Raw genomic sequence first — 18077 nt, 5'->3', positions numbered from 1 at the left:
CGGGACTGATGAGCATTCAGGGGACGTACACTTCACCCCTTTACGGCCCATGTGATGCTGTCGCCGGATATAAAGAGTTGAGACATGCCTGTAACACCTCGGAAGTCTTGGACACGAATTCGTCGGCTCCCCGTCTTGCTCGGTCTTGCGGTCGCAGTTGGACCACTCGCTGGTGATGCAGATGCTGGTTGCAACAAGTGTAAGCATGGAAAAGCGGCTCCAGCTTTCCAACCGATGCTCGGCCAGCCCATGGTGATGGGCCCGGTCATGGCTCCAATGGTTCAACCATCTGCTCCTTGTGGCTGCGGACCAGCTCCGGTTCAGATGATCCAGCCAATGCCGATGTCCACAACATATCTGCGTCCGCAGCAGGTTGTGACCATGCAACCGGTCACTCGAACAGAGATTCGACGCGAAGCACAAGCTGTGAACGTGCCTGTCACAGTTCAGCGACAAGTCACTGTCGATGAAGGGGGTTACCAGTCTGTTTGGGTTCCAAAGCTGGTAACCAAGAATGTTTCTGAAACGGCAATGCAGCAGCAGATTCAGTACCGTGATGTGGCTTATCAGGTCACTTCACAGGTCGCAGTATCACAAACCCACATGGTCCCGACTCAGGTGACTGCATTTGGAGTGGCGACTCCAACTGTGGTGGGGAGCGTTCCATATTATCAGGGATTTGCGAATCAGGTCCCAGTCGGAGCCGTTGCTTCTGCTCCGATTCCAGACCCGACGATGAGCAATGGCTCCGCAACTGCGAACCCTGTTGCAACAGCAGCGAATCCAGAATCTGACCAGAAGTGGAGCAAGGTTCCGGCCAAAGCACCTGCAGCCAAACCGATTGAATTGCAGAGCTACGAACAGCAGAGTCCATCCCGTGCCGCTGGACGGTTCTCACCTGCTCCTTCAGCAGTGACTGTCTGGCAATCTCAAGGTTCGTTCACTCGATAAGCGAACCCAACTCGAAGCCCCCTCAGAGAGACTCCGTGTTGTCAGGATGGCAACATGGAGTTTTTCGTTTGATACGGCTGCTGAGCGGGAAGTCGAGAGACTTGCCGAATCTAACTTTGAACTGGTTCCGACTCGCTTCCCTGGTGGGCTTCGTCAGGAATTGTTGCTTCGACTTGCTTCAGGCTGATTCCGCTCAGGACGAAGAAAATCATTCCAGAAAGCGTCACTGGAACCCATTGCGTGAACTGGTAATAGATCGAGGCGGCGAAGACTGCTTCTGAGTTGTCAGTAAAAAACTTCATGACTTCCATGAAGACGACCTGCATCACTCCGATGTAACCGGGGGAAGAAGGTAACGCGACACCAAATGCGATCGCTCCCAGCAGCACCATGGCGATAGGGATGGTGTGTGGAAGGTCGAAACTCCAGAGCGACAACAAGACAAGGGCTCCGTTGAGCGCCCACTTGATCATGGAGATGGCAATAATTGTTGCCACCAGACGAATGTCTCGTAGAGCCGACAGCCCTTGTGCCCCTTGTTCCAGAATGCGACAGAACCCATGCGTGATTTTCTGGGGGAGGAATGGAATTCGTTGCAAAATGGTTTCGAAAAGAGCAACAAACGGTTTTGACCAGATCACATAGCAGAGTGCTCCGATGACAACGCAGCTGGCGGCGATCGAAAAGCCAATCGCTCCCTGTTTGATTCGCGGGTCGAGTCCTTCGACAAAGAGCAGACCAATCGCCAGATAGAAGACGATTGCCATTCCGTCGAAAATGCGTTCGAGTACCACGCTTGATGCGGCGACAGTGAAGGGGAGTTTCTGCTGCCGGGCGAAGGTGCTGATGCGGATGAGCTCACCAATTCTGGCTGGCAGAATATTGTTGAACCCGAACCCAATCATGATCGGGCCAAACAGATCTTTTAATGGATCGTATCTGCCGACCGGTAAAAGTAGGATTCTCCACCGCAAGGCTTTCAGCCAGAAGAAGATGAAGAGAATGATGAGGATCGCAGGCAGGGACAGATAATTTGCATTCTGGAATGCCTTCACAATCTGCTGCCAGGCATCCGGAGTGCTGAGCATTCCACGTACCGCCCACCACAGGCAAAGCACAGAGACGACGAGTCCAAGTAAGACTTTTAGCCCACCGTTGCGCCGCACAGATGCTGGAGATCCCATTTCAATTCCATTTAGTTTCTGGCGACGGTTTTATGTCTGGCGATAGTGTGGGGCAGAGCAAGCAACATGAAATTGGGTTTCGTGCGAGGGCAATGGTCGTGCAGGGGTTGGAAGGACCAATGGAGCAAAGACGCTTCAATTGTCTGGATTCTGCCTGCCGAATGGTGCCCCTGAAGGTGGTGTCCCCACCTGCCGATTGTTGTGTTAAACCGGCGATTTGGTGCCAGCGAGTTTACAAACGGCCTGCCACTCCTCTTTCGTCACGGGAGTGACTGACAACCGGGAACCTTTTTGCATGACAGCCATGTTTTCCAGTCCAGCTGCTACTTTGAGCTGATCGCGAGTCACTGGAGTCTCGAACTTTTTCAGCAGTTGAATATCGACCATGAACCAGGTTGGGGACTCATGGCGACTCTTGGCGTCATAGTGCTTTTCAGCTGGATCAAATGCAGTGTGGTCCGGGTACCCTTTCCGGACAACCTGACAGATTCCGGCAATTGCCAGCGGATCGGAATTGCTGTGATAGAAGAAGACTCCATCACCGGGTTCGATCTCGTCCCGAAGCATGTTTCTGGCTTGATAGTTTCTGACACCGTCCCAGTACGTCGTCTGCTTCGGTTCGCTTTGGAGATTGTCGATCGAGTAGCAATCTGCTTCTGATTTGAACAACCAGTATTTCGGTGCTCGCTTTGCTACCGATTTCGCCATCGCACTGTGACTCCTGATAGACAGACGTCGTGTTCAAACACGTATTCAATGGCAGAAGGTTCGGGGGCCATTGAGTTTTTGATCATTTCTCAGCGGCGGCATGTTAGAGGATTTGGAGTCGCGATGCACGGTGAAGGAATCGTCCGGTATCCGTTCAAGGGGATTTCTGAGATTGAAACCAAATTCGCGACAACCACTCAGGTTGGTCTACTTTGCTGTTGAATGCTGTATTAATGTGAAATTGGGGGAGGTGGGGTGGATTTGCGTTTTTCCTGGCAGGAGTCCAAGTTCGCATCGTGGAATGATGTCACTGATTTCTCTCATCAGTTTGCTGCGATGTCTCAATAGAAAGCAGCTGGCTGGTTGAAAGAATCCGAGTCGACAAATTGGAAAGGACTTCTGGTCGTTCAACTGCCGATGGAATTAATGTCCGCCCTTGTCGGGATTTTCGTCATCGAATATTCTCGCATCACCTTGCATTTCCGAAACCGGGGGATGTTTCGGATTCGGGACGACGCTAAACCAAGCCGAAAATTCATCCCGTTCCCCATAACGGGATTGATGAGACTGAAGGAGCGCTGCTGTGCTACTCTGCAGCTTCACACGCAAAGTGACTTGCCTGCTATTTCTGTTCGGAGTACTTGCAACAACAGCTGTTGCCAAGGAACCTTCTCAATCTGGTCAGCCAACTCGGGTGATCATGGGAATCGGAACTGCAGACCAGATTCTGAACGCACTCGAATATTGCGTCGTTGATCTGGCCGGCAAGAAGGCGTCGTACGAAAACGACATCAAGCCAAATCTGGAAATCTTTCTGTACGGTGTTTCAACCGATCAGCCGATCCGGTTCGACACACTCTTCGATACGAAAAACGGATTGCAGCTGCAGGCGACAATTCCAATTTCGAATCTGAAAGAGTTTATTGATGACAACCTCGACCCGATCGGGATTGTTGCCAAGCAGGAACGCTCTGACAAAACGCTGTATAAGTTGAGCGGCGAGGTATACGAAGGTTACTTCCGTTATCTGGCCAAGCCTGTTCCTTACGCTGCTTTCTATCCTCAAAAGGATGGCTTGCCGAAGGACATGGCTCACCCGGTCACTCGTCAGCAGGAACTGGTTGAGAAGAAGTACCTCGCTTTTCTCTCACAGACCAACGAAGCCGACGGTGTTGAAGATCGTCGGGTTGCATTCGACAAGTACGTCTCAACCGAGATGGAAAAGTTCCAGAAGCTCACCACTGAGACCAAAGAGCAGTTTGCATTGCGAAAACGTCTTCGCGAGCAGCTTCTCAATCTGGTTGGACAGTGGTTCTCGGAACTGGCTGAAGTGCGAGCAGGGGCACGGGTCAACAAGGAAAAGGGCGACGCTCCTTCCGACATCACTGTTTCCGCAATTCCAGGCACCGGTCTCGCCGAGAATCTGAAGAAGTTGCGAGAAACTCCAAGCTTATTCAGTGCGATCGAAACCCCGGAATCGTCGATTCTTTCTGGTCGAATTCGTTTGCTCTCAGACGACAAACGCAAGAAAGACCTGCATGAGATTTACTCCCTCGCTCGTGCTGTTGTTCCGCAGCGGATCGACGAAGACACCGCTTCTACGGAAGAGGAACGCACCGCACGTAAGGAAATTGCAAATCATCTGATCGATGTGCTGGACGAAGGTGTTGACTCTGTTGGAGGAGTCGACGCATTTGTCGATATCTCTTCAGTGAAGAAAGCCCATACCCTCATTGCAGGGATCGCCAGCACAAGCCCGGAGAAATTGATCAAGTTCCTTGAGAAGTTGCCTGCGGCCAAAGCTGGCTGGAAGATGGAAATTGCAGTTGAAGAAGTCGGCGACGCCAAGATTCACAAGCTGAGCTTTGGGAATGCCCCTCCGAAGTCCCTGACGAAATTCTACGGGGATTCAAATGCGATTTACTTTGCAACGGCAGAAAAGACATTCTGGATCGCAACTGGGGAAGAGTCCCTGCCACAGTTGAAGACCCACTTGGAAAAGGCCGCCAAGCCGCTTCCAGAAAAAGGAAACGGTGTCCTGCTGACCGTCAAGATGAAGGCCTTGCCAGTCTTGCAACACATTCAGGAAATGAAGAACGATCCTGAACTGGAAGTTCTCAAGCAGATTGACTTGCGAACACGCAAGCAGAAGGAAGCCGTCACTGATGGCAAGCCGGCTGATACCAAAGGTCGTGGCGGAAACCGCGCTGCAGAAATCGCATCGTTGGAGTGGCATGACACCGCCATCGCCGCTTTGGCCGGAACGGACGATAACTTCGAATCGTCAATCATTGTCAACGAAGAGTTCGTTCTGCACGGTCACTCCAATGCTCAGAAGGGCATCCTCAAAGCATTCGGAGCGGTTGTCGCCAAGTTTGCAGATGAGAATCTGAAGTAAGCTAAGATCTCTGTAATTGAGAATTTTCGTCAGGCCCGGTGAGTGATGCTCACCGGGCCTGTTTCGTTGTTCACCCCGCAGTGCCCGATTTTCTGAGAATAGTGGTCGCGACCATTGTTCATTTCTCCGTTCATGATTTCGGAACATTGATGTTCCGCCACGGCCTCTGCATTGAAGCTGGCAACAAACGGAATAATCGTTGCAACTTTAAACCAGTGGGAGTTGCTTGAGGTTAGATCAACAAACGTGAAGGAGTGAAAAATGACACTACATTCATTGGAGGATGCATTTGCAAATGAACTCCGAGACATCCTGAGCGCGGAGCGGCAAATGTCAAAAGTGTTGCCAAAACTGGCGAAGTGTGCGACGAGCGACCGATTGCGAGCGGCGATTGAACATCATGTTAAAGAAACACATGAGCATGTGGATCGTCTTGAACAGGTGTTCAAATCGTTAGAGCGATCGCCGCGATCCAAGAAATGCGAAGCAATGGAAGGGTTGGTGAAAGAGGCGGCATCGGTCATCGATGAACAGGCAGATGATCAGGTGAAGGATGCGATGATCATTGCGGCCATTCAGAAAGTTGAGCACTATGAGATTGCGACCTACGGGACTCTCTGCACTTGGGCAAGATTGCTCTGTCACGGGTCCGCGCTGGGATTGCTGAAGGAGACCATGTCTGAAGAAGTGATTGCGGACAGTCTTCTTTCTGAAATCGCGGAATCCGTGAATGTCTGCGCAATGGAAGAAGCCACGGCAGGCACAATGGAGGAAGAGGAAGAAGAGTGAGAGCGACTAATCGCCAGCCCCTTTCTCTTCGACATCAGTAAATTGTATGGGGATGACTGGGATGCCGGCTCAATGTCACTCGATTCGGGAGGCACTGGAGTCGCCCCTGTCCTCCCTGTGTTACTGAAAGTGCTTCAAACTAAGCGTTCTGAAATTGCACAAAGCCTCAATCGGCTCTCAGTAATCGCTTAATTCCTTGGCTAACTCCAGAGAAGTAGTGCAAGCTGGCCGATGAAAAGCACGGCGGTACTGTGTAAGCACAAGGCACGCGAAGCAGCAGTGTCAGATCGAAGTGAAACCACAACTCCGGTTACTAAGCATAATGAAATTGCAATTGGAGAGAGAAAGAACGTTCCCATCAGATACAGGCGATCTTCGCGTTCGTCGAGCACTGCAGTGAGGAAAAATATTGCTTGCGCGATGCAGACCAGTATTAAGAGCGACAGGAGTGCGAAAGACGTTAACTTCATGAGCTTGTGTTATATCGCCCGCAGCAGCCTTCTAGATTGGAGAACGACTGAATTTTGCGCGCCAGATACGCTGCATGATCTCTGGAAATACTTCAGTCAGAACATCCAGTGAAGTGGGTAAGGTGTTTGCTTTCAATAATCGAATACAAGCGACAGCGATGCAATGTGCGTTTGATGTGGTGGACATCGCTCTCTGAGAATGCGCACTCAGGGAAGGCAACGCCAACCGAACCTCTTAAGTTGTTCAACGGTGTTAAAGTGTTGATCTGTTTCATCGTGAGGGGCGAATCAAAGGAAATCCTGTACTCTGTCCCAAGTGGCCACACAGGGATCGAGAAACACTTACCTCCGAAGTCATTGACGACGCCGATGATCTGTGATTCCTTATAGCGAATCAGGGAATAGTCCACTGTGAGACCGACCGCCACGCAGGAGATAGCGATAAGGGCGATCCTGGTCAGCCTGTTTACTGTGTTGCCGGGAGTATTCATCACATCGCTGAAAATTGCTAAATATGTGATAGATCAGAGCAAGTTGCGAAGAGTGACGCCCGTAGGCGTGGCAGGGAAAGCAGTGTTTCCCTGAGAAAAGAGGGAAAGAGAGTGGTCGCGACAGGACTCGATAAATAGCCCGAAATACTGCAAAAACTTCAATTGCTAGAAGTTGCACACCACTTTGCACACCAATCGCCCACATCGTGATGGTAACTGGTTCAGTCTGACGGGTCGCCGTAAGATCTGGTTTTAGCACGAAGCGACAAAGAGGGACGGTTGACGCAATGAGCGAAGCGACTGATTCAGAGTGGTTCGACGCAATCGACTGGACTCCACTATCCGACACGACGCACTGGGTGGCGAAGTGCATTAAATCTCGGGCTTCTCTCTCTACTCTATTGGAACTGTTCTGGCGTCAGGTCGCACCGATCGAGCGCCAAGTCCTGGAGGGGGAGCCGGTGCTACCAGATGTCGAAACTCTTTTTGCGATCTCTGACATTCTGGCCGCATGGTCGGTTGAAATCAATAAGGCACAAGGCCAAGGAATCAACTCGCAGCCTGCAATGGAATTCCCGTTCCTGGCTCGCAGGCTGAACGGAACGATTCCCGGATCGACAGCCAAAGAATCAGCACTGCAGGCAATCGACCGACTGTCGGCACTGTTGCGGTTTCTGATGTTGAATTTCGGTGAGACTGCACCAGAAGAGGTTGAGCCAGACGAGGACGACAAGACAACCGAGAAGCCTGCAACGTCAGAGAGTTTGCGACAACACGGACGCTGGACTAGGAGCGAACCGCCACTGAACAGCTACATCTGGAGATCGCAATTACACCGTCCCATCATTGCAACGCAGGAAGAAATTCGGCGGGCAATGGAAGTGGATATCAAGACAATGAAGAGGCGGGCGGCGTCAGGGGACATGCACGTTGTGGCTTCAGGGAAGCGAGGCAAAGAGAACCTGCTGCACTGTTGGTTCCGTGACGAAGATCTGCACGCCGAGATTCTTGACCAAGTTGATCGAAACCGACGCCAGCAAGATTCAAAACGGTAACAGAACTGGCATCAACGGGATTCTTTGGTCCCGTTTTGTCCGCAAGAATTGCATTTCCATAGTGTTTGAGCGAATTCCCGTTCAGGCTGATGGCGGATTTCTCCCTATTGTAGAGGCACACGTGTAACGCATCACACGTCGAACGGATTCAGAACTGGTCATCTGTGTTCTGAAACCCTGCCAGCAAATGCGACACGCAAACACACCTGTTCGGCCTACGGTCTGCCCTGAACACGCCACCGATTCGCAATCTTCTATCACGGAACCTTAACAATGAACGTTCATCCATACCTTGCGATCTTCCCGTTGATGACAACGGATGGCCTGCGTTCCCTCGCGGAAGACATCAAAGCGAACGGCCTGCAACTTCCCATCTTGATTGACGATCAGGATCGAATCATTGACGGTCGCAATCGCCTCGCCGCATGCCAGATGGCTGGGGTTGAGCCGATCTTCGAACCGGTCACCGGTAGCTTTCAAGTGCAACGGGCTCGCATTATCAGCCTGAACAAAGAACGCCGTCACATGACGGAAGCACAATGGGGAATGACTGCTGCCAAGCTGGCGAACATGACGCATGGCGGAGACAGGAAGCAGGATTTAACAAAAGATCAAGAGGCACCGGTGCCTCTTGATCTGGAGGTTGAACCGATCAGCCTGAGCGATGCTGCCAAAGAGGTTGGCGTCAGTCGACGAACGGCAGTGTCATGTAAAAAGATCCTCCGCGAAGGCGTCCCCGAACTCGTTAAGGCAGTTGAAGCTGGCGAGATCAAAGCCAAGCCAGCCGAACGCATTGCATCGCTCCCGAAAAAGGAGCAGCCGCAAGCCATTCAGAATCACGTTAATCGTGTTTCTGCTCCTGTCTTGGAACAGGAGAAGCCTGAACCGCTCTTGTCAGAAGAACCGGAGGTGAAACGCAGCCCACTTCAAGAACTGGTCAGTCGTCGCCTCGAAAAAGAAAACCCGATTCAAGTGGCTCACGACGCCATTGGATTATTGAAGACCATTTCACGAGAGCATCCACTTCACCGAGAAGCATGGGTCATTGTTCGCAATTTTATCAACTGCAACCTAGACAAAGGAAAGTCGTAATGAGCACTGCACACGCCACACTCGACACAAACGCAATGGCGGCTCTGCTGGAATGCAGCGACCGAATGATTGCGAAGCTCGACAAGAATGGAAAGTTGCCAACGCCGGTGCGACTTGGAGCCCTGAAACGCTGGGTGCGAGCCGACATCGATCTATGGTTGTCGGCGGGATGCCCTGACCGAGACGAGTTCTCAAAGCTGAAGGCATCATCGAGCGAACAGACGGCACTGTGCGAAGCCGTTGGGGCGTGAAATGCTGGCCCGCATTCTCTTTCATTCGTCGGCACACTTCCGCCTGTTACGCCATGCCCAAACGTATCGAGCAAGCCCGCAACCCGCGTGTGTGGGAAATGTGGGATTTTGTGGGAAACGTGTGGGAATGTTAAACTCTATTCGTAAAAGGACTTAGGCTTGGTTTCCCACATTCCCACACATTTTCACTATGAGGACTTTCCAGTTGATTCGTTGCCCAGCCTTGTTCGGGATTTTGCAATTGCAGTTGCTAATTCTCTGAGTTGCTCACTGGGGCATCCATCTACTGCATCACTGGCGGTTCTCTCCACAGCAATAGGAAACACGCGTCTCGTCGGTCGGAAAGACTGGAAAGAGCCTCCAGTTTTTTGGGGGGCATTGATCGGACAGCCTGGTTCGCTCAAGACGCCAGTACTAAAGGCTGTGACAAGACCATTGAAAGATATTCAAGAACACAGCTACTCAGATTTCTGCAAGGAAAGGCAAAAGTACGAGACTCAAAAACAGGAGTACGACCAACAAGCAAAGGTCAATAAGTCTCAGTCGAAGAGGAAACGTAAAGAGCCCCTACAGGAGACCGAGGAAGAGGAGATACCGAATGAGTGCTTCAATCCAATTGAGCCAATTCCGCCACACTTCAAGAGAACGACTATCGATGATGCAACAGTTGAATCCTTGGCGGTTCAGTTGTCGATCAACCCGCGTGGGTTAGGGCTCATTAAAGACGAGTTGTCTGGCTGGATGATGTCATTCAATCAGTACAACAAGGGTGGGTCTGACGTTGCAAAATACCTGGAGGCATTCAACGCAAATACTATCGAGATCGACAGGAAACAGTCATTCCCGCCTATCATCCGAATCCCGCGTGCGTATCTGTCAATCTTAGGTGGCATTCAGCCCAATATTCTGTGCAAGTTGTTCAGGGGCGATAATACAGACAACGGACTGTTCTCTCGTTTCCTGTTTAGCTTCCCTCCAGATATGCCAGTGAAGCTACAAGACGACAGGCTTTCAGATGAAATTCAATCTCAGTGGTCGAATTTGATTTGGACGATCCGCTACGGTCTGGAACTGAAGACCAATGAGTTCGGCAACTCTGAGCCAGATCTAATTGAGTTGGACTACAACGCATGGAACCTATTCCATGTGGTTTTCGAAGAGATAGAGCAAGAGAGAACAAGCGAACTGGCCACATTTGAAGAGAAGACATTTCTATCAAAAATGCGTGGCTATGTTCTGAGAATCGCCCTCATTCTTCACACTGCAAAACAGGCACAAAGGGAGCCTCGAGTCTTCGATCCAGATGAACGAATTTCTGAAGAGACACTGAGAGAGGCGAGAGAAATTGTCTGGTGGTATTTCGGAGAGTTGAGAGAGATTGTCAATTTCTCCAGTCACCAGAAATTCATCAGTGAGCAGAAGCCGCTTGACGAGAAAACATTCTCGAAGGTTCGTCAGTACTTCCTGAGGCGGGCAGCAAAAGGCGAATCAGTCGACGCAAGGGGACTGAGGTCAAGTCATAGGGACTTGTTCGCAACGACTCAAGACGCTGCTATCGCTTTAGACTCACTTGCCCGAATTGGCTGCTGCACATCCATTGGTGGAAACTCGAAGCGAGCGTACATCTGGAATACCACGCAAAGTGTGTGAAATGTGGGAAACCACACCTAACTCACTGCAAGATAAACACTTGACGTTCCCACACACTTCCCACATTTTCCCACATGTGTGGGAAATCCTACGACCTAAACACCAGAAGGCACCGACACATGGCAGATTCATAACCCCTGGGCGGAGTTAACCAAGCTCGATTGTGCAAATTTTCTCTAACCCTTTCAAAGGAATCATGAATGGCAGCTAAGAACACAGACTGGCTCAAGACGAACTACGGAATCGCGAGTGGAGCCGCAATAACCGAATCGGAAATGGAGGCGACTGTCAGTAACTGCCGGGGGATGATGGGACAGGTTCGCCCGTTCACGTCTACGATTGACAGCCTGAATGTAATGGCAGCACTGCTGTTGATTGCCGAACGGCTCAAACCACTGTTTCATGTGGCGGGATGCCTGGATTCAATTTCCGGTTACATGGAGGAGATCCACGGCACATTGCGGGGAACCCGATTCGCTGCACAGAACGCGGCTGGGAGCTTAGAGATGGCCGTTAGCCGAAGCGTCGACCTACTCGGTATGCAGACGTTCACGGAATTCATGCAGCAGGAGCACAAGCATAAGCCCATTAGTGAGTCGGAACTCTCAGCAATTCAGTTGAGATGCTCAAAGGCGACTGATTGCCAATGGGTTGTAGGCTTCAGAGACGAGAACGGTTGCTCACTCGGTGGAACAGTCTGTGCCATGGATGAAGACGAATCAGTTGTTGTCGGTCGAGTGGGAGACTTTGGACCAACCAACGACCCCAAGGCGGACGCTGAGTTTATCGCACATGCTCGCGACGATGTGCCGCGACTGTTGGCTGAAGTCGTTCGTCTACGTCGCCTAGTCAACCAACCCGATGATGCATCGCAGGGCAGGTAGCGGGTCCTTTTTGACGAAAAAATCCCTCCCCCTAGCCTGCGGAGGAGTCAATATGGCAGGTAGTTACACGGTGCGACCCCAGGATCGTTCAGAACGCAGCGCAAACTGATGGCGAATGAAGTTTACCGCCTACCAGTTGCAGGCCGTCATGGGGCAAATGCGGGCGTCTGGTGATGTGTGGCTAGTAAATGGAATCGACCGGGATCTGGGGGTGTTCCTGGATTCTGCAGCGGTTCGAAATTCTAACGAAAGGGAATCTTGATGGGATGTTCGAAGCAGCGTGGCGAATCACGCATAGGCCGCTTGTGGGCTCTGCTCACGAGCCGTAATGCCAAAGTCGACAGTCGGGGCATCCATCGGCGGACTTCAGCCACAAAGCTGAATGCAGGCTCTGGCTTCCAGTCGGCACGTTCACAAGCTTCTAGTCGGTCGCGATAGATCGACGTGCTTTCTGAGTTGTTTGCCCCGTCTGTCTGACGCGGGCTGTTCTCTCACTGTCAATTTCGTGGCCTACGGTCTGCGCCGACGTCGGATTCAGTGCCTGGTCGCAACCATTTTTAAAGGACGTTTATGAGTTTTCAAATTCGAGCGGATGCAGGCTCTGGGGCGGTCCCGGTGCTTTACATCCATGATGCCATCGGACGAGCAGAAGGGGGCGAAGGCGGCTTCACTATCGGCGACCTACAGCAGTTCCTTGACCGGAACCGGAACGCACGTGAGATCATCGTCGAGATTTCCAGCACTGGCGGGGACGCTTACGCGGGCCTGGCGATCCACGACAAGCTGGTTCAGTTCCCGGTGAAGGTGCGGACGCGGGCGGTCGGCATCGTGGCGTCTGCAGCATCGATCATCTTCCTTGCAGGCGACGTGCGGGAAGTCTCCGAAAATGCCGAGATCATGATCCATGAAGGATCGATTGAAGCATTCGGCTCTGCTCAGGCGATGCATGACGCCAGCCGGATGCTTGAGCAACTCAATGCCAAGATGATGCGACTGATCAGCCAGCGGACGGGGCAACCTGAACAGATCGTCAAGGCTTGGATGGCTGCTGAGAAGTGGCTGGGGGCTCACGATGCCAAGTCACTCGGGTTCGCGACTCACGTTTCTGGTGCGGTCAAGGTGACGGCATCGCTTGATGTCAGCCGCTTCAGGAACACGCCGTATCGCGTGAAGCAGCTTGCACAGGCCCGCATGATCACGGCCATGCACTCGCATCCAGACAGCCGAGCGGTAAAGCAGTCGCCGGAAGCCATCGTCAAGAAGCACGGCCAGCCTAAGAGCCTGGCAGACTTGATGTCAATCACGAACGGTCGCGTTCCAGCGTCAGCCAAGGCGAAGCCAAAAGCCACAACCGGCAAGGCTCCAACGTCCCTGGCTGAAGTGATGGCATTGACGAACGGTTCTAAGACCTAAGCACCCGAGCGGACTTCTAGCATCCCTGGTCGTGTTGGCTGGGAATGCAATTCTTCACCGTTGAAAACATTTTCGAAAGTAAAAAAACATGTCAATTGAATGGACACCGCTAGATCAACTGGAAAGCCTTGGTTTCGATACTCCTGAACTGGAAGCGGCCCGGGAGGAATGCAACGCGGAAATTGCGGGGATTCACGACGAGCGGGAACAGATCGACCTGGCGTTAAATGTCATCCGAGACACTCCAGTCGATCAACTCACCGTTCAGCAAATCGCGAAAGCACGCGAAGCCAAGGAACGGAACTTCGAGGTTCTTAAGCGAGAGTTAAGGCTCAGAAGGGGGGGGCTGTCCAATTATTACGACACTCTTCGGCGTGCGGCCCTTCATGCAGCGGGTGAGCAAGAACTGGTTGCCAACAACATTGAAGCCGAAGTTATCGCTGGCATCGAAAAGCTAGGGTTCGAGAAACAAAGCCCCAAGTGGGCTCTCGGCTACGACGACGCGTTTCTTCGCAGAAATCGCAGGGTGTTTGATTCACGTCAGCGACGGGATCACCTCCAAGACTTCTCCAGAAATTACCAAGCATCCCGAGATAACAATTCAGTCGCGGACACCCTTAACCATGCATTGGACGTTGCTATGCGCCAGCTTGTGGGCGTCTCGAATGGCATTGGCGTCTCTCAGGCTCCCCGCAACATCTTGTCGAACGGTATCGGCTAATTCCTAGCACGTTCTCTATGCCAGTCGCCTGCACTCAGGGCGGCTGGTTTCTCTTTCATTCAAACTTTGAAGGCTCCCAATATGCCTGCATTTATCGACGCAAACGGTATCGAGCGAACCATCCAGCTTGCCCCAGTCAACGTCTTGAAAATCAACGATGACCTGACTCCACTTAATGAACTCACAGAAGGGACCTGCTAATGGGTTTGATGAATCGCTTGTCGGTTCAGATGCGAGAACGCAAGAGTAGCGGATCCAATGCGTTTTCGAGCTTCGTCGTCAATCACTTCTTTGACCAATCGAAGGTCATAAACGCGATTGATAAGAAGAAGATTGAATCGCTGAAAAAGGCGGGAGCATATACCCGTGCTGTCGCACGCAACCTGATCAAGACGTCGAACAAAACAGGCGTCCCAAAGTTCTTTCAGGATCGCTACGACAAAGCCATTCGAAACGCGATTCGCCGCAAAGAGCGAGTTAAGTACGCTGCCCCACTTGAGTATCCGCTGTCTGCTCCACCTGGCAAGCCTCCATACGACAAAACTGGAGTTGGTGCCAATAAAACGATTGGTCAATCACGCCACTCTGGCTATCTGCGTAACAGCATCTTTTTCGGTTACGACGTGCTTGCAGGATCTGCGATTGTCGGGCCTCCAAAGATGTATTCAGGCACTGCTAACGTGCTTGAACACGGTGGAACTGCTGTCTTGCCGGACTGGCAAGGGAACGGTGTGACGATGCGTTTTCAAGGCAACCCGTTCATGGGGCCAGCACTGAAGAAAGCGGCTCCCAAAGTTGGCGATTTCTTTAAAAACATCCTTTGACCGCAGAAGGAACCAGCCCTGATACTATAGCAGCGTACCGGCCAGTTCAGTCTCCCCCGCCTGCTGATGAAGTGGGCGGGGGGAGACTGAAAACCGCGCACCCCCAGTTGACATTGCGACGTCGTTTGACGCCACGTGTCGTGTTTAGGATCAACGCCAGCGACAGGTGGAGGGCGACATGGGTCTGGAATTCGCTACTAAAACCATGGTGATCAGACCGTTGCACATTGAAAAAAGGGTGAACAAACTGAATACTTCAGTTGCAGATTACGCTAATCCCCCACCACTCGATCTTGACCGTGCATCAATGGCCTTTCCGTCACCGACATTCTCACGAAGCAAGGTCAATTCGGCTGGCGAATACTTTGCAGAGTCAAAGTTCGACACAGAAGACCCCACCAGTGACAACATTAGAGAACTAATGTTGTCTTTTAGTGTTGTCGAAAACTGGCGGCTCTGTCATGGCTACGCAATCAACACCTTCCAAGCGACACTTCGGGGAAGATCCGCCATGGTTTGCTCGTCGGCGATTGTTGCTCAAAGATTAAAGAGATTCCCCACTATCATTGATAAGCTTAGGCGGCAAAAGGGAATGCAATTAGCTCGAATGCAGGACATTGGAGGATTGCGTGCAATTGTGACCAATGTCAAGCAAGTCAAGAAGCTCAGGGATAATTATGTAAACTGCAAATCCAAGAAGTTCCTTCACGAATTAGTGAAAGAACAGGATTACGTGAGCAATCCGAAAAAGTCTGGGTACAGAGGGGTTCACTTAATTTACAGATACAAGAACCAGCAGTCTCCACAATATGATGGATTACTTCTGGAGCTTCAAATTCGATCACGACTACAGCATGCATGGGCAACCGCCGTTGAGACAATTGGCGTCATTTCCGACATGTCATTAAAATCGGGTCAAGGATCGTCAGAATGGTTAGATTTCTTTGCCATAGTTTCCTCAGCCTTTGCTGACATGGAGAAAACTCCGAAGCTTCAAGCTCACCAGGACATGAGCATCGAGAAGATTCATGAGGAGATTCGAACAAGAGCCGCTTCACTAAAGGTTGTGGAGAAGCTGCACGCAATTAGCGTTGTGGCTGAGCAGATTTCAAGGAGGTCCCGCCGTGCGGCGGGCGAATTCCACCTGATTGTGCTGAGCCCAAATTCAGACGAAAATACCAAGGCAAGTGTGCAAATCTGGGGCTTTCACAAAGAGGAATTCCAAAGAGCGAATATCGAGTATTCCAAGATTGAAAGAGAAATACTAAACACGCCTGGGGACACCAGGATGGCCGTGTTGGTTTCAGCGGGGTCGCTCGCCGACTTAAAAAAGGCTTACCCAAATTTTTTCCTAGATGTCCACAGTTTTTTAAGCCATATCCGTAGGATAACCACCACACAGCACTCACCCTAATGACTGTTGCAGGCTCCAGAACAACAGAAACCCCGATCAGCTTACACACTGGTCGGGGTTCATTTGCCTACCTCCCCGGGGGCGGGCTTAGGCTTGGTTGTGTTCGCTTTCTGCGCCAAGTTCCGGTCATCATCTTCCATGTTCTGAATCGCTTGGGCTCTGTTCACTCCCTTTTCCTTCTGGTGGTATCTCAGCTTGGATTCTGAAAGGGTCTTGTGTTGTGTCCATTGAGGTCGACTAAGCAACGTTCTGGGGGTTCTTGGCTCTTTGCCTCCATTGAACACACAGACCCAAGAGACAAAACGATCCCAAAAGATACCCACGTTACACCCTCCTGATAGAGCGGGAAGTTCACAACATCCACTGTTGCGGCTTCTAGGAAAGAAGAATATGGCAGTGAGAGAAAAAACACTGCCTATGTAGCAATCTTTCCATTGTCCCACCCCGGACGGTCGGAATCAATCAAAAAGCAACCTTTGAAAACGCTTTGTTAAGAAAGGCTCAACAATGGCACAGTGTCAAGGATTCTTCCGGGATTTCGTCGTTCGAGATAGCCAAGCAACAGGCAACAAACGGGCGGTTCAGGTCGATATCAGCCATCCGAGTGAAGTCTGGTGTCAGTTTCACATCATCGACGGCAAGAAATCGGCCCGGTTGTCTATTCCAATGACGGCGTTCTATGAACTGGTTCAACGGATGGATGGGTTGATGGAGGCTCAGGGGTGATTTGAGAGACCGGAGGGCACCGGTGCCCTCCGGTGAGGTCGAACCGGCAAAGGATCAAAGAGCACCGGCGACCTTTGATCCTTGAAGTTGAGCCAGTGAGAGGTTCAAGATGTCCGCCGGCGGACATCTTCCTGAAGTTGAGTATTCAAGCAGACCGCCGGCGGTCCGCTTGAAGGATGCTGCTGCCAAGCTGGCGAACATCAGACCAGAAGACACACGGGCGAACCTGAAGCAACACCGGAGACCGCCCGCGGTCTCCGGTGAGGTTGAGCCAATCAGCTTGCAAGACGCTGCCTCAATTCTGGCGATACGGTTCTCTCGACAGTCGAAGGCTAATCATCGGTGGCAACTGCCTCAAGGACGTCAATCAGAAGCGCCTCATGTTTAATAATTTCTGCTCCGTGTTCATCTCTAGTGAACCAAAAGCAGTGAAAAGCCTGCCGATTATCGCTGTACGGAGCACCAACTGTCATGTTGGGGCCTCCACTTTTAAGCCGCACGACATCGCCCGTTTCAATTCTTCTCGTTGCCATTCTTTGGCCCTTTTCTTTCTTCTGGTTAGTTTCCGCCATCATCCGGCACAATCACCGTTTCACTGATGCGGACTCCAGCCCCGGATTCCGCTGCAGCGATGATCTGGCGAGCACGCTTTCGGCAGACTTGCACCATCCATCTTTGGGCGGTGTCTGCACCTTCAATCATTGCCGCACGTTCAAATAGCTCAGCATCCTCATCCGTACAACGTACGCTGAGTTGCTGGCCTGATTGTTTAGTTGTTTTGGTGGTTTTCTTCGCCATGTCGCCATCAGAAATGAAACACCAGCTGATCGCAATTGAGAGAAAGCCATTACATTCCCAGAAAAATGCTAAAGATTCGAAGAGGTACCTATTGCAACCTTTCGTGAGGCCTAGTATCTTTCACTCACCCACAGCGAGTTGGACGAGAACTCCTGACGGATGACATCTTGAATCTCCGGGCACTCTGCTCCGGTTCTACACCCTGAACATTCGGCTCGTCCCCGGATGCTCAGGGTTTTTCTTATTTGAAAGATGCTG

At 51.5% G+C, this 18077-nt stretch carries 17 protein-coding genes; 13 read left to right on the top strand and 4 right to left on the bottom strand.

Going from position 1 to position 18077, the window contains the following annotated elements:
• Nucleotides 1–84 precede the first annotated feature (84 nt).
• Nucleotides 85–951 carry a hypothetical protein gene (locus SH527x_RS08385; protein WP_437194205.1) on the top strand — a complete coding sequence of 289 codons (867 nt, stop codon included), beginning with the start codon at nt 85–87 and terminating at the stop codon, nt 949–951.
• A 110-nt stretch (nt 952–1061) separates the two neighbouring features.
• Here the strand turns inward: SH527x_RS08385 and SH527x_RS08380 are convergent, their stop codons facing one another.
• Nucleotides 1062–2135 (bottom strand): lysylphosphatidylglycerol synthase transmembrane domain-containing protein, encoded by a 1074-nt coding sequence (locus tag SH527x_RS08380; protein ID WP_437194204.1) that lies wholly within the window; start codon nt 2133–2135, stop codon nt 1062–1064.
• 204 nt (nt 2136–2339) lie between these two features.
• Entirely contained in the window at nt 2340–2843 is a 504-nt protein-coding gene (locus tag SH527x_RS08375; RefSeq protein WP_437194203.1) for an EVE domain-containing protein, read from the bottom strand.
• Nucleotides 2844–3426: 583 nt separating this feature from the next.
• On the opposite strand from SH527x_RS08375, the gene SH527x_RS08370 reads away from it, so the two are divergent.
• The 12 genes from SH527x_RS08370 to SH527x_RS08315 all read left to right on the top strand — a co-directional run bounded on the left by SH527x_RS08370 (nt 3427) and on the right by SH527x_RS08315 (nt 17021).
• Nucleotides 3427–5241, top strand: coding sequence for a hypothetical protein (locus SH527x_RS08370; RefSeq protein WP_437194202.1), 1815 nt, complete (start codon nt 3427–3429; stop codon nt 5239–5241).
• A 261-nt stretch (nt 5242–5502) separates the two neighbouring features.
• Nucleotides 5503–6030: a ferritin-like domain-containing protein gene (locus tag SH527x_RS08365; RefSeq protein WP_437194201.1), complete on the top strand. Its 528-nt coding sequence runs from the start codon at nt 5503–5505 to the stop codon at nt 6028–6030.
• 1248 nt (nt 6031–7278) lie between these two features.
• Nucleotides 7279–8046 (top strand): hypothetical protein, encoded by a 768-nt coding sequence (locus SH527x_RS08360; protein WP_437194200.1) that lies wholly within the window; start codon nt 7279–7281, stop codon nt 8044–8046.
• A gap of 273 nt (nt 8047–8319) precedes the next feature.
• Complete coding sequence (locus SH527x_RS08355; RefSeq protein ID WP_437194199.1) at nt 8320–9138, top strand: ParB/RepB/Spo0J family partition protein; 819 nt, start codon at nt 8320–8322, stop codon at nt 9136–9138.
• Nucleotides 9138–9389, top strand: coding sequence for a helix-turn-helix transcriptional regulator (locus SH527x_RS08350; protein WP_437194198.1), 252 nt, complete (start codon nt 9138–9140; stop codon nt 9387–9389). Before SH527x_RS08355 ends, SH527x_RS08350 begins: the two co-directional genes overlap by 1 nt.
• A 213-nt stretch (nt 9390–9602) precedes the next feature.
• Complete coding sequence (locus SH527x_RS08345) at nt 9603–11039, top strand: YfjI family protein (RefSeq protein WP_437194197.1); 1437 nt, start codon at nt 9603–9605, stop codon at nt 11037–11039.
• A gap of 200 nt (nt 11040–11239) precedes the next feature.
• Nucleotides 11240–11923, top strand: a complete 684-nt coding sequence (locus tag SH527x_RS08340; protein WP_437194196.1) for a hypothetical protein — start codon at nt 11240–11242, stop codon at nt 11921–11923.
• 570 nt (nt 11924–12493) lie between these two features.
• Nucleotides 12494–13336: a Clp protease ClpP gene (locus SH527x_RS08335; protein ID WP_437194195.1), complete on the top strand. Its 843-nt coding sequence runs from the start codon at nt 12494–12496 to the stop codon at nt 13334–13336.
• An 88-nt stretch (nt 13337–13424) separates the two neighbouring features.
• Nucleotides 13425–14057 (top strand): hypothetical protein, encoded by a 633-nt coding sequence (locus SH527x_RS08330; RefSeq protein WP_437194194.1) that lies wholly within the window; start codon nt 13425–13427, stop codon nt 14055–14057.
• A 200-nt stretch (nt 14058–14257) separates the two neighbouring features.
• Nucleotides 14258–14881, top strand: a complete 624-nt coding sequence (locus SH527x_RS08325; protein ID WP_437194193.1) for a hypothetical protein — start codon at nt 14258–14260, stop codon at nt 14879–14881.
• Nucleotides 14882–15059: 178 nt separating this feature from the next.
• Nucleotides 15060–16295, top strand: a complete 1236-nt coding sequence (locus tag SH527x_RS08320) for a RelA/SpoT domain-containing protein (protein ID WP_437194192.1) — start codon at nt 15060–15062, stop codon at nt 16293–16295.
• A gap of 507 nt (nt 16296–16802) precedes the next feature.
• Nucleotides 16803–17021: a hypothetical protein gene (locus tag SH527x_RS08315; RefSeq protein ID WP_437194191.1), complete on the top strand. Its 219-nt coding sequence runs from the start codon at nt 16803–16805 to the stop codon at nt 17019–17021.
• A 332-nt stretch (nt 17022–17353) separates the two neighbouring features.
• On the opposite strand, the gene SH527x_RS08310 is transcribed toward SH527x_RS08315, so the two are convergent.
• Both SH527x_RS08310 and SH527x_RS08305 read right to left on the bottom strand, forming a co-directional pair.
• Nucleotides 17354–17596: a YodC family protein gene (locus SH527x_RS08310; protein ID WP_437194190.1), complete on the bottom strand. Its 243-nt coding sequence runs from the start codon at nt 17594–17596 to the stop codon at nt 17354–17356.
• On the bottom strand, nt 17580–17819 hold the full coding sequence (locus SH527x_RS08305; protein WP_437194189.1) for a type II toxin -antitoxin system TacA 1-like antitoxin: 240 nt from the start codon (nt 17817–17819) through the stop codon (nt 17580–17582). The genes SH527x_RS08310 and SH527x_RS08305 overlap by 17 nt, the downstream gene beginning before the upstream one ends.
• Between the last annotated feature and the right edge of the window lie 258 nt (nt 17820–18077).

The sequence above is a fragment of the Planctomicrobium limosum genome, assembly GCF_051465645.1.
Lineage (GTDB): Bacteria > Planctomycetota > Planctomycetia > Planctomycetales > Planctomycetaceae > Planctomicrobium.
This window is presented reverse-complemented; position numbering and strand designations above follow the sequence as displayed.

Excerpts from the sequence above, each read along its gene's own strand:
- SH527x_RS08320 (WP_437194192.1), top strand. The coding sequence starts at position 15,060 with ATGGGTCTGGAATTCGCTACTAAAACCATGGTGATCAGACCGTTGCAC.
- SH527x_RS08335 (WP_437194195.1), top strand. The coding sequence starts at position 12,494 with ATGAGTTTTCAAATTCGAGCGGATGCAGGCTCTGGGGCGGTCCCGGTG.
- SH527x_RS08350 (WP_437194198.1), top strand. The coding sequence starts at position 9,138 with ATGAGCACTGCACACGCCACACTCGACACAAACGCAATGGCGGCTCTG.
- SH527x_RS08310 (WP_437194190.1), bottom strand. The coding sequence starts at position 17,596 with ATGATGGCGGAAACTAACCAGAAGAAAGAAAAGGGCCAAAGAATGGCA.
- SH527x_RS08325 (WP_437194193.1), top strand. The coding sequence starts at position 14,258 with ATGGGTTTGATGAATCGCTTGTCGGTTCAGATGCGAGAACGCAAGAGT.
- SH527x_RS08330 (WP_437194194.1), top strand. The coding sequence starts at position 13,425 with ATGTCAATTGAATGGACACCGCTAGATCAACTGGAAAGCCTTGGTTTC.
- SH527x_RS08355 (WP_437194199.1), top strand. The coding sequence starts at position 8,320 with ATGAACGTTCATCCATACCTTGCGATCTTCCCGTTGATGACAACGGAT.
- SH527x_RS08380 (WP_437194204.1), bottom strand. The coding sequence starts at position 2,135 with ATGGGATCTCCAGCATCTGTGCGGCGCAACGGTGGGCTAAAAGTCTTA.
- SH527x_RS08375 (WP_437194203.1), bottom strand. The coding sequence starts at position 2,843 with ATGGCGAAATCGGTAGCAAAGCGAGCACCGAAATACTGGTTGTTCAAA.
- SH527x_RS08340 (WP_437194196.1), top strand. The coding sequence starts at position 11,240 with ATGGCAGCTAAGAACACAGACTGGCTCAAGACGAACTACGGAATCGCG.
- SH527x_RS08385 (WP_437194205.1), top strand. The coding sequence starts at position 85 with ATGCCTGTAACACCTCGGAAGTCTTGGACACGAATTCGTCGGCTCCCC.
- SH527x_RS08365 (WP_437194201.1), top strand. The coding sequence starts at position 5,503 with ATGACACTACATTCATTGGAGGATGCATTTGCAAATGAACTCCGAGAC.
- SH527x_RS08360 (WP_437194200.1), top strand. The coding sequence starts at position 7,279 with ATGAGCGAAGCGACTGATTCAGAGTGGTTCGACGCAATCGACTGGACT.
- SH527x_RS08305 (WP_437194189.1), bottom strand. The coding sequence starts at position 17,819 with ATGGCGAAGAAAACCACCAAAACAACTAAACAATCAGGCCAGCAACTC.
- SH527x_RS08315 (WP_437194191.1), top strand. The coding sequence starts at position 16,803 with ATGGCACAGTGTCAAGGATTCTTCCGGGATTTCGTCGTTCGAGATAGC.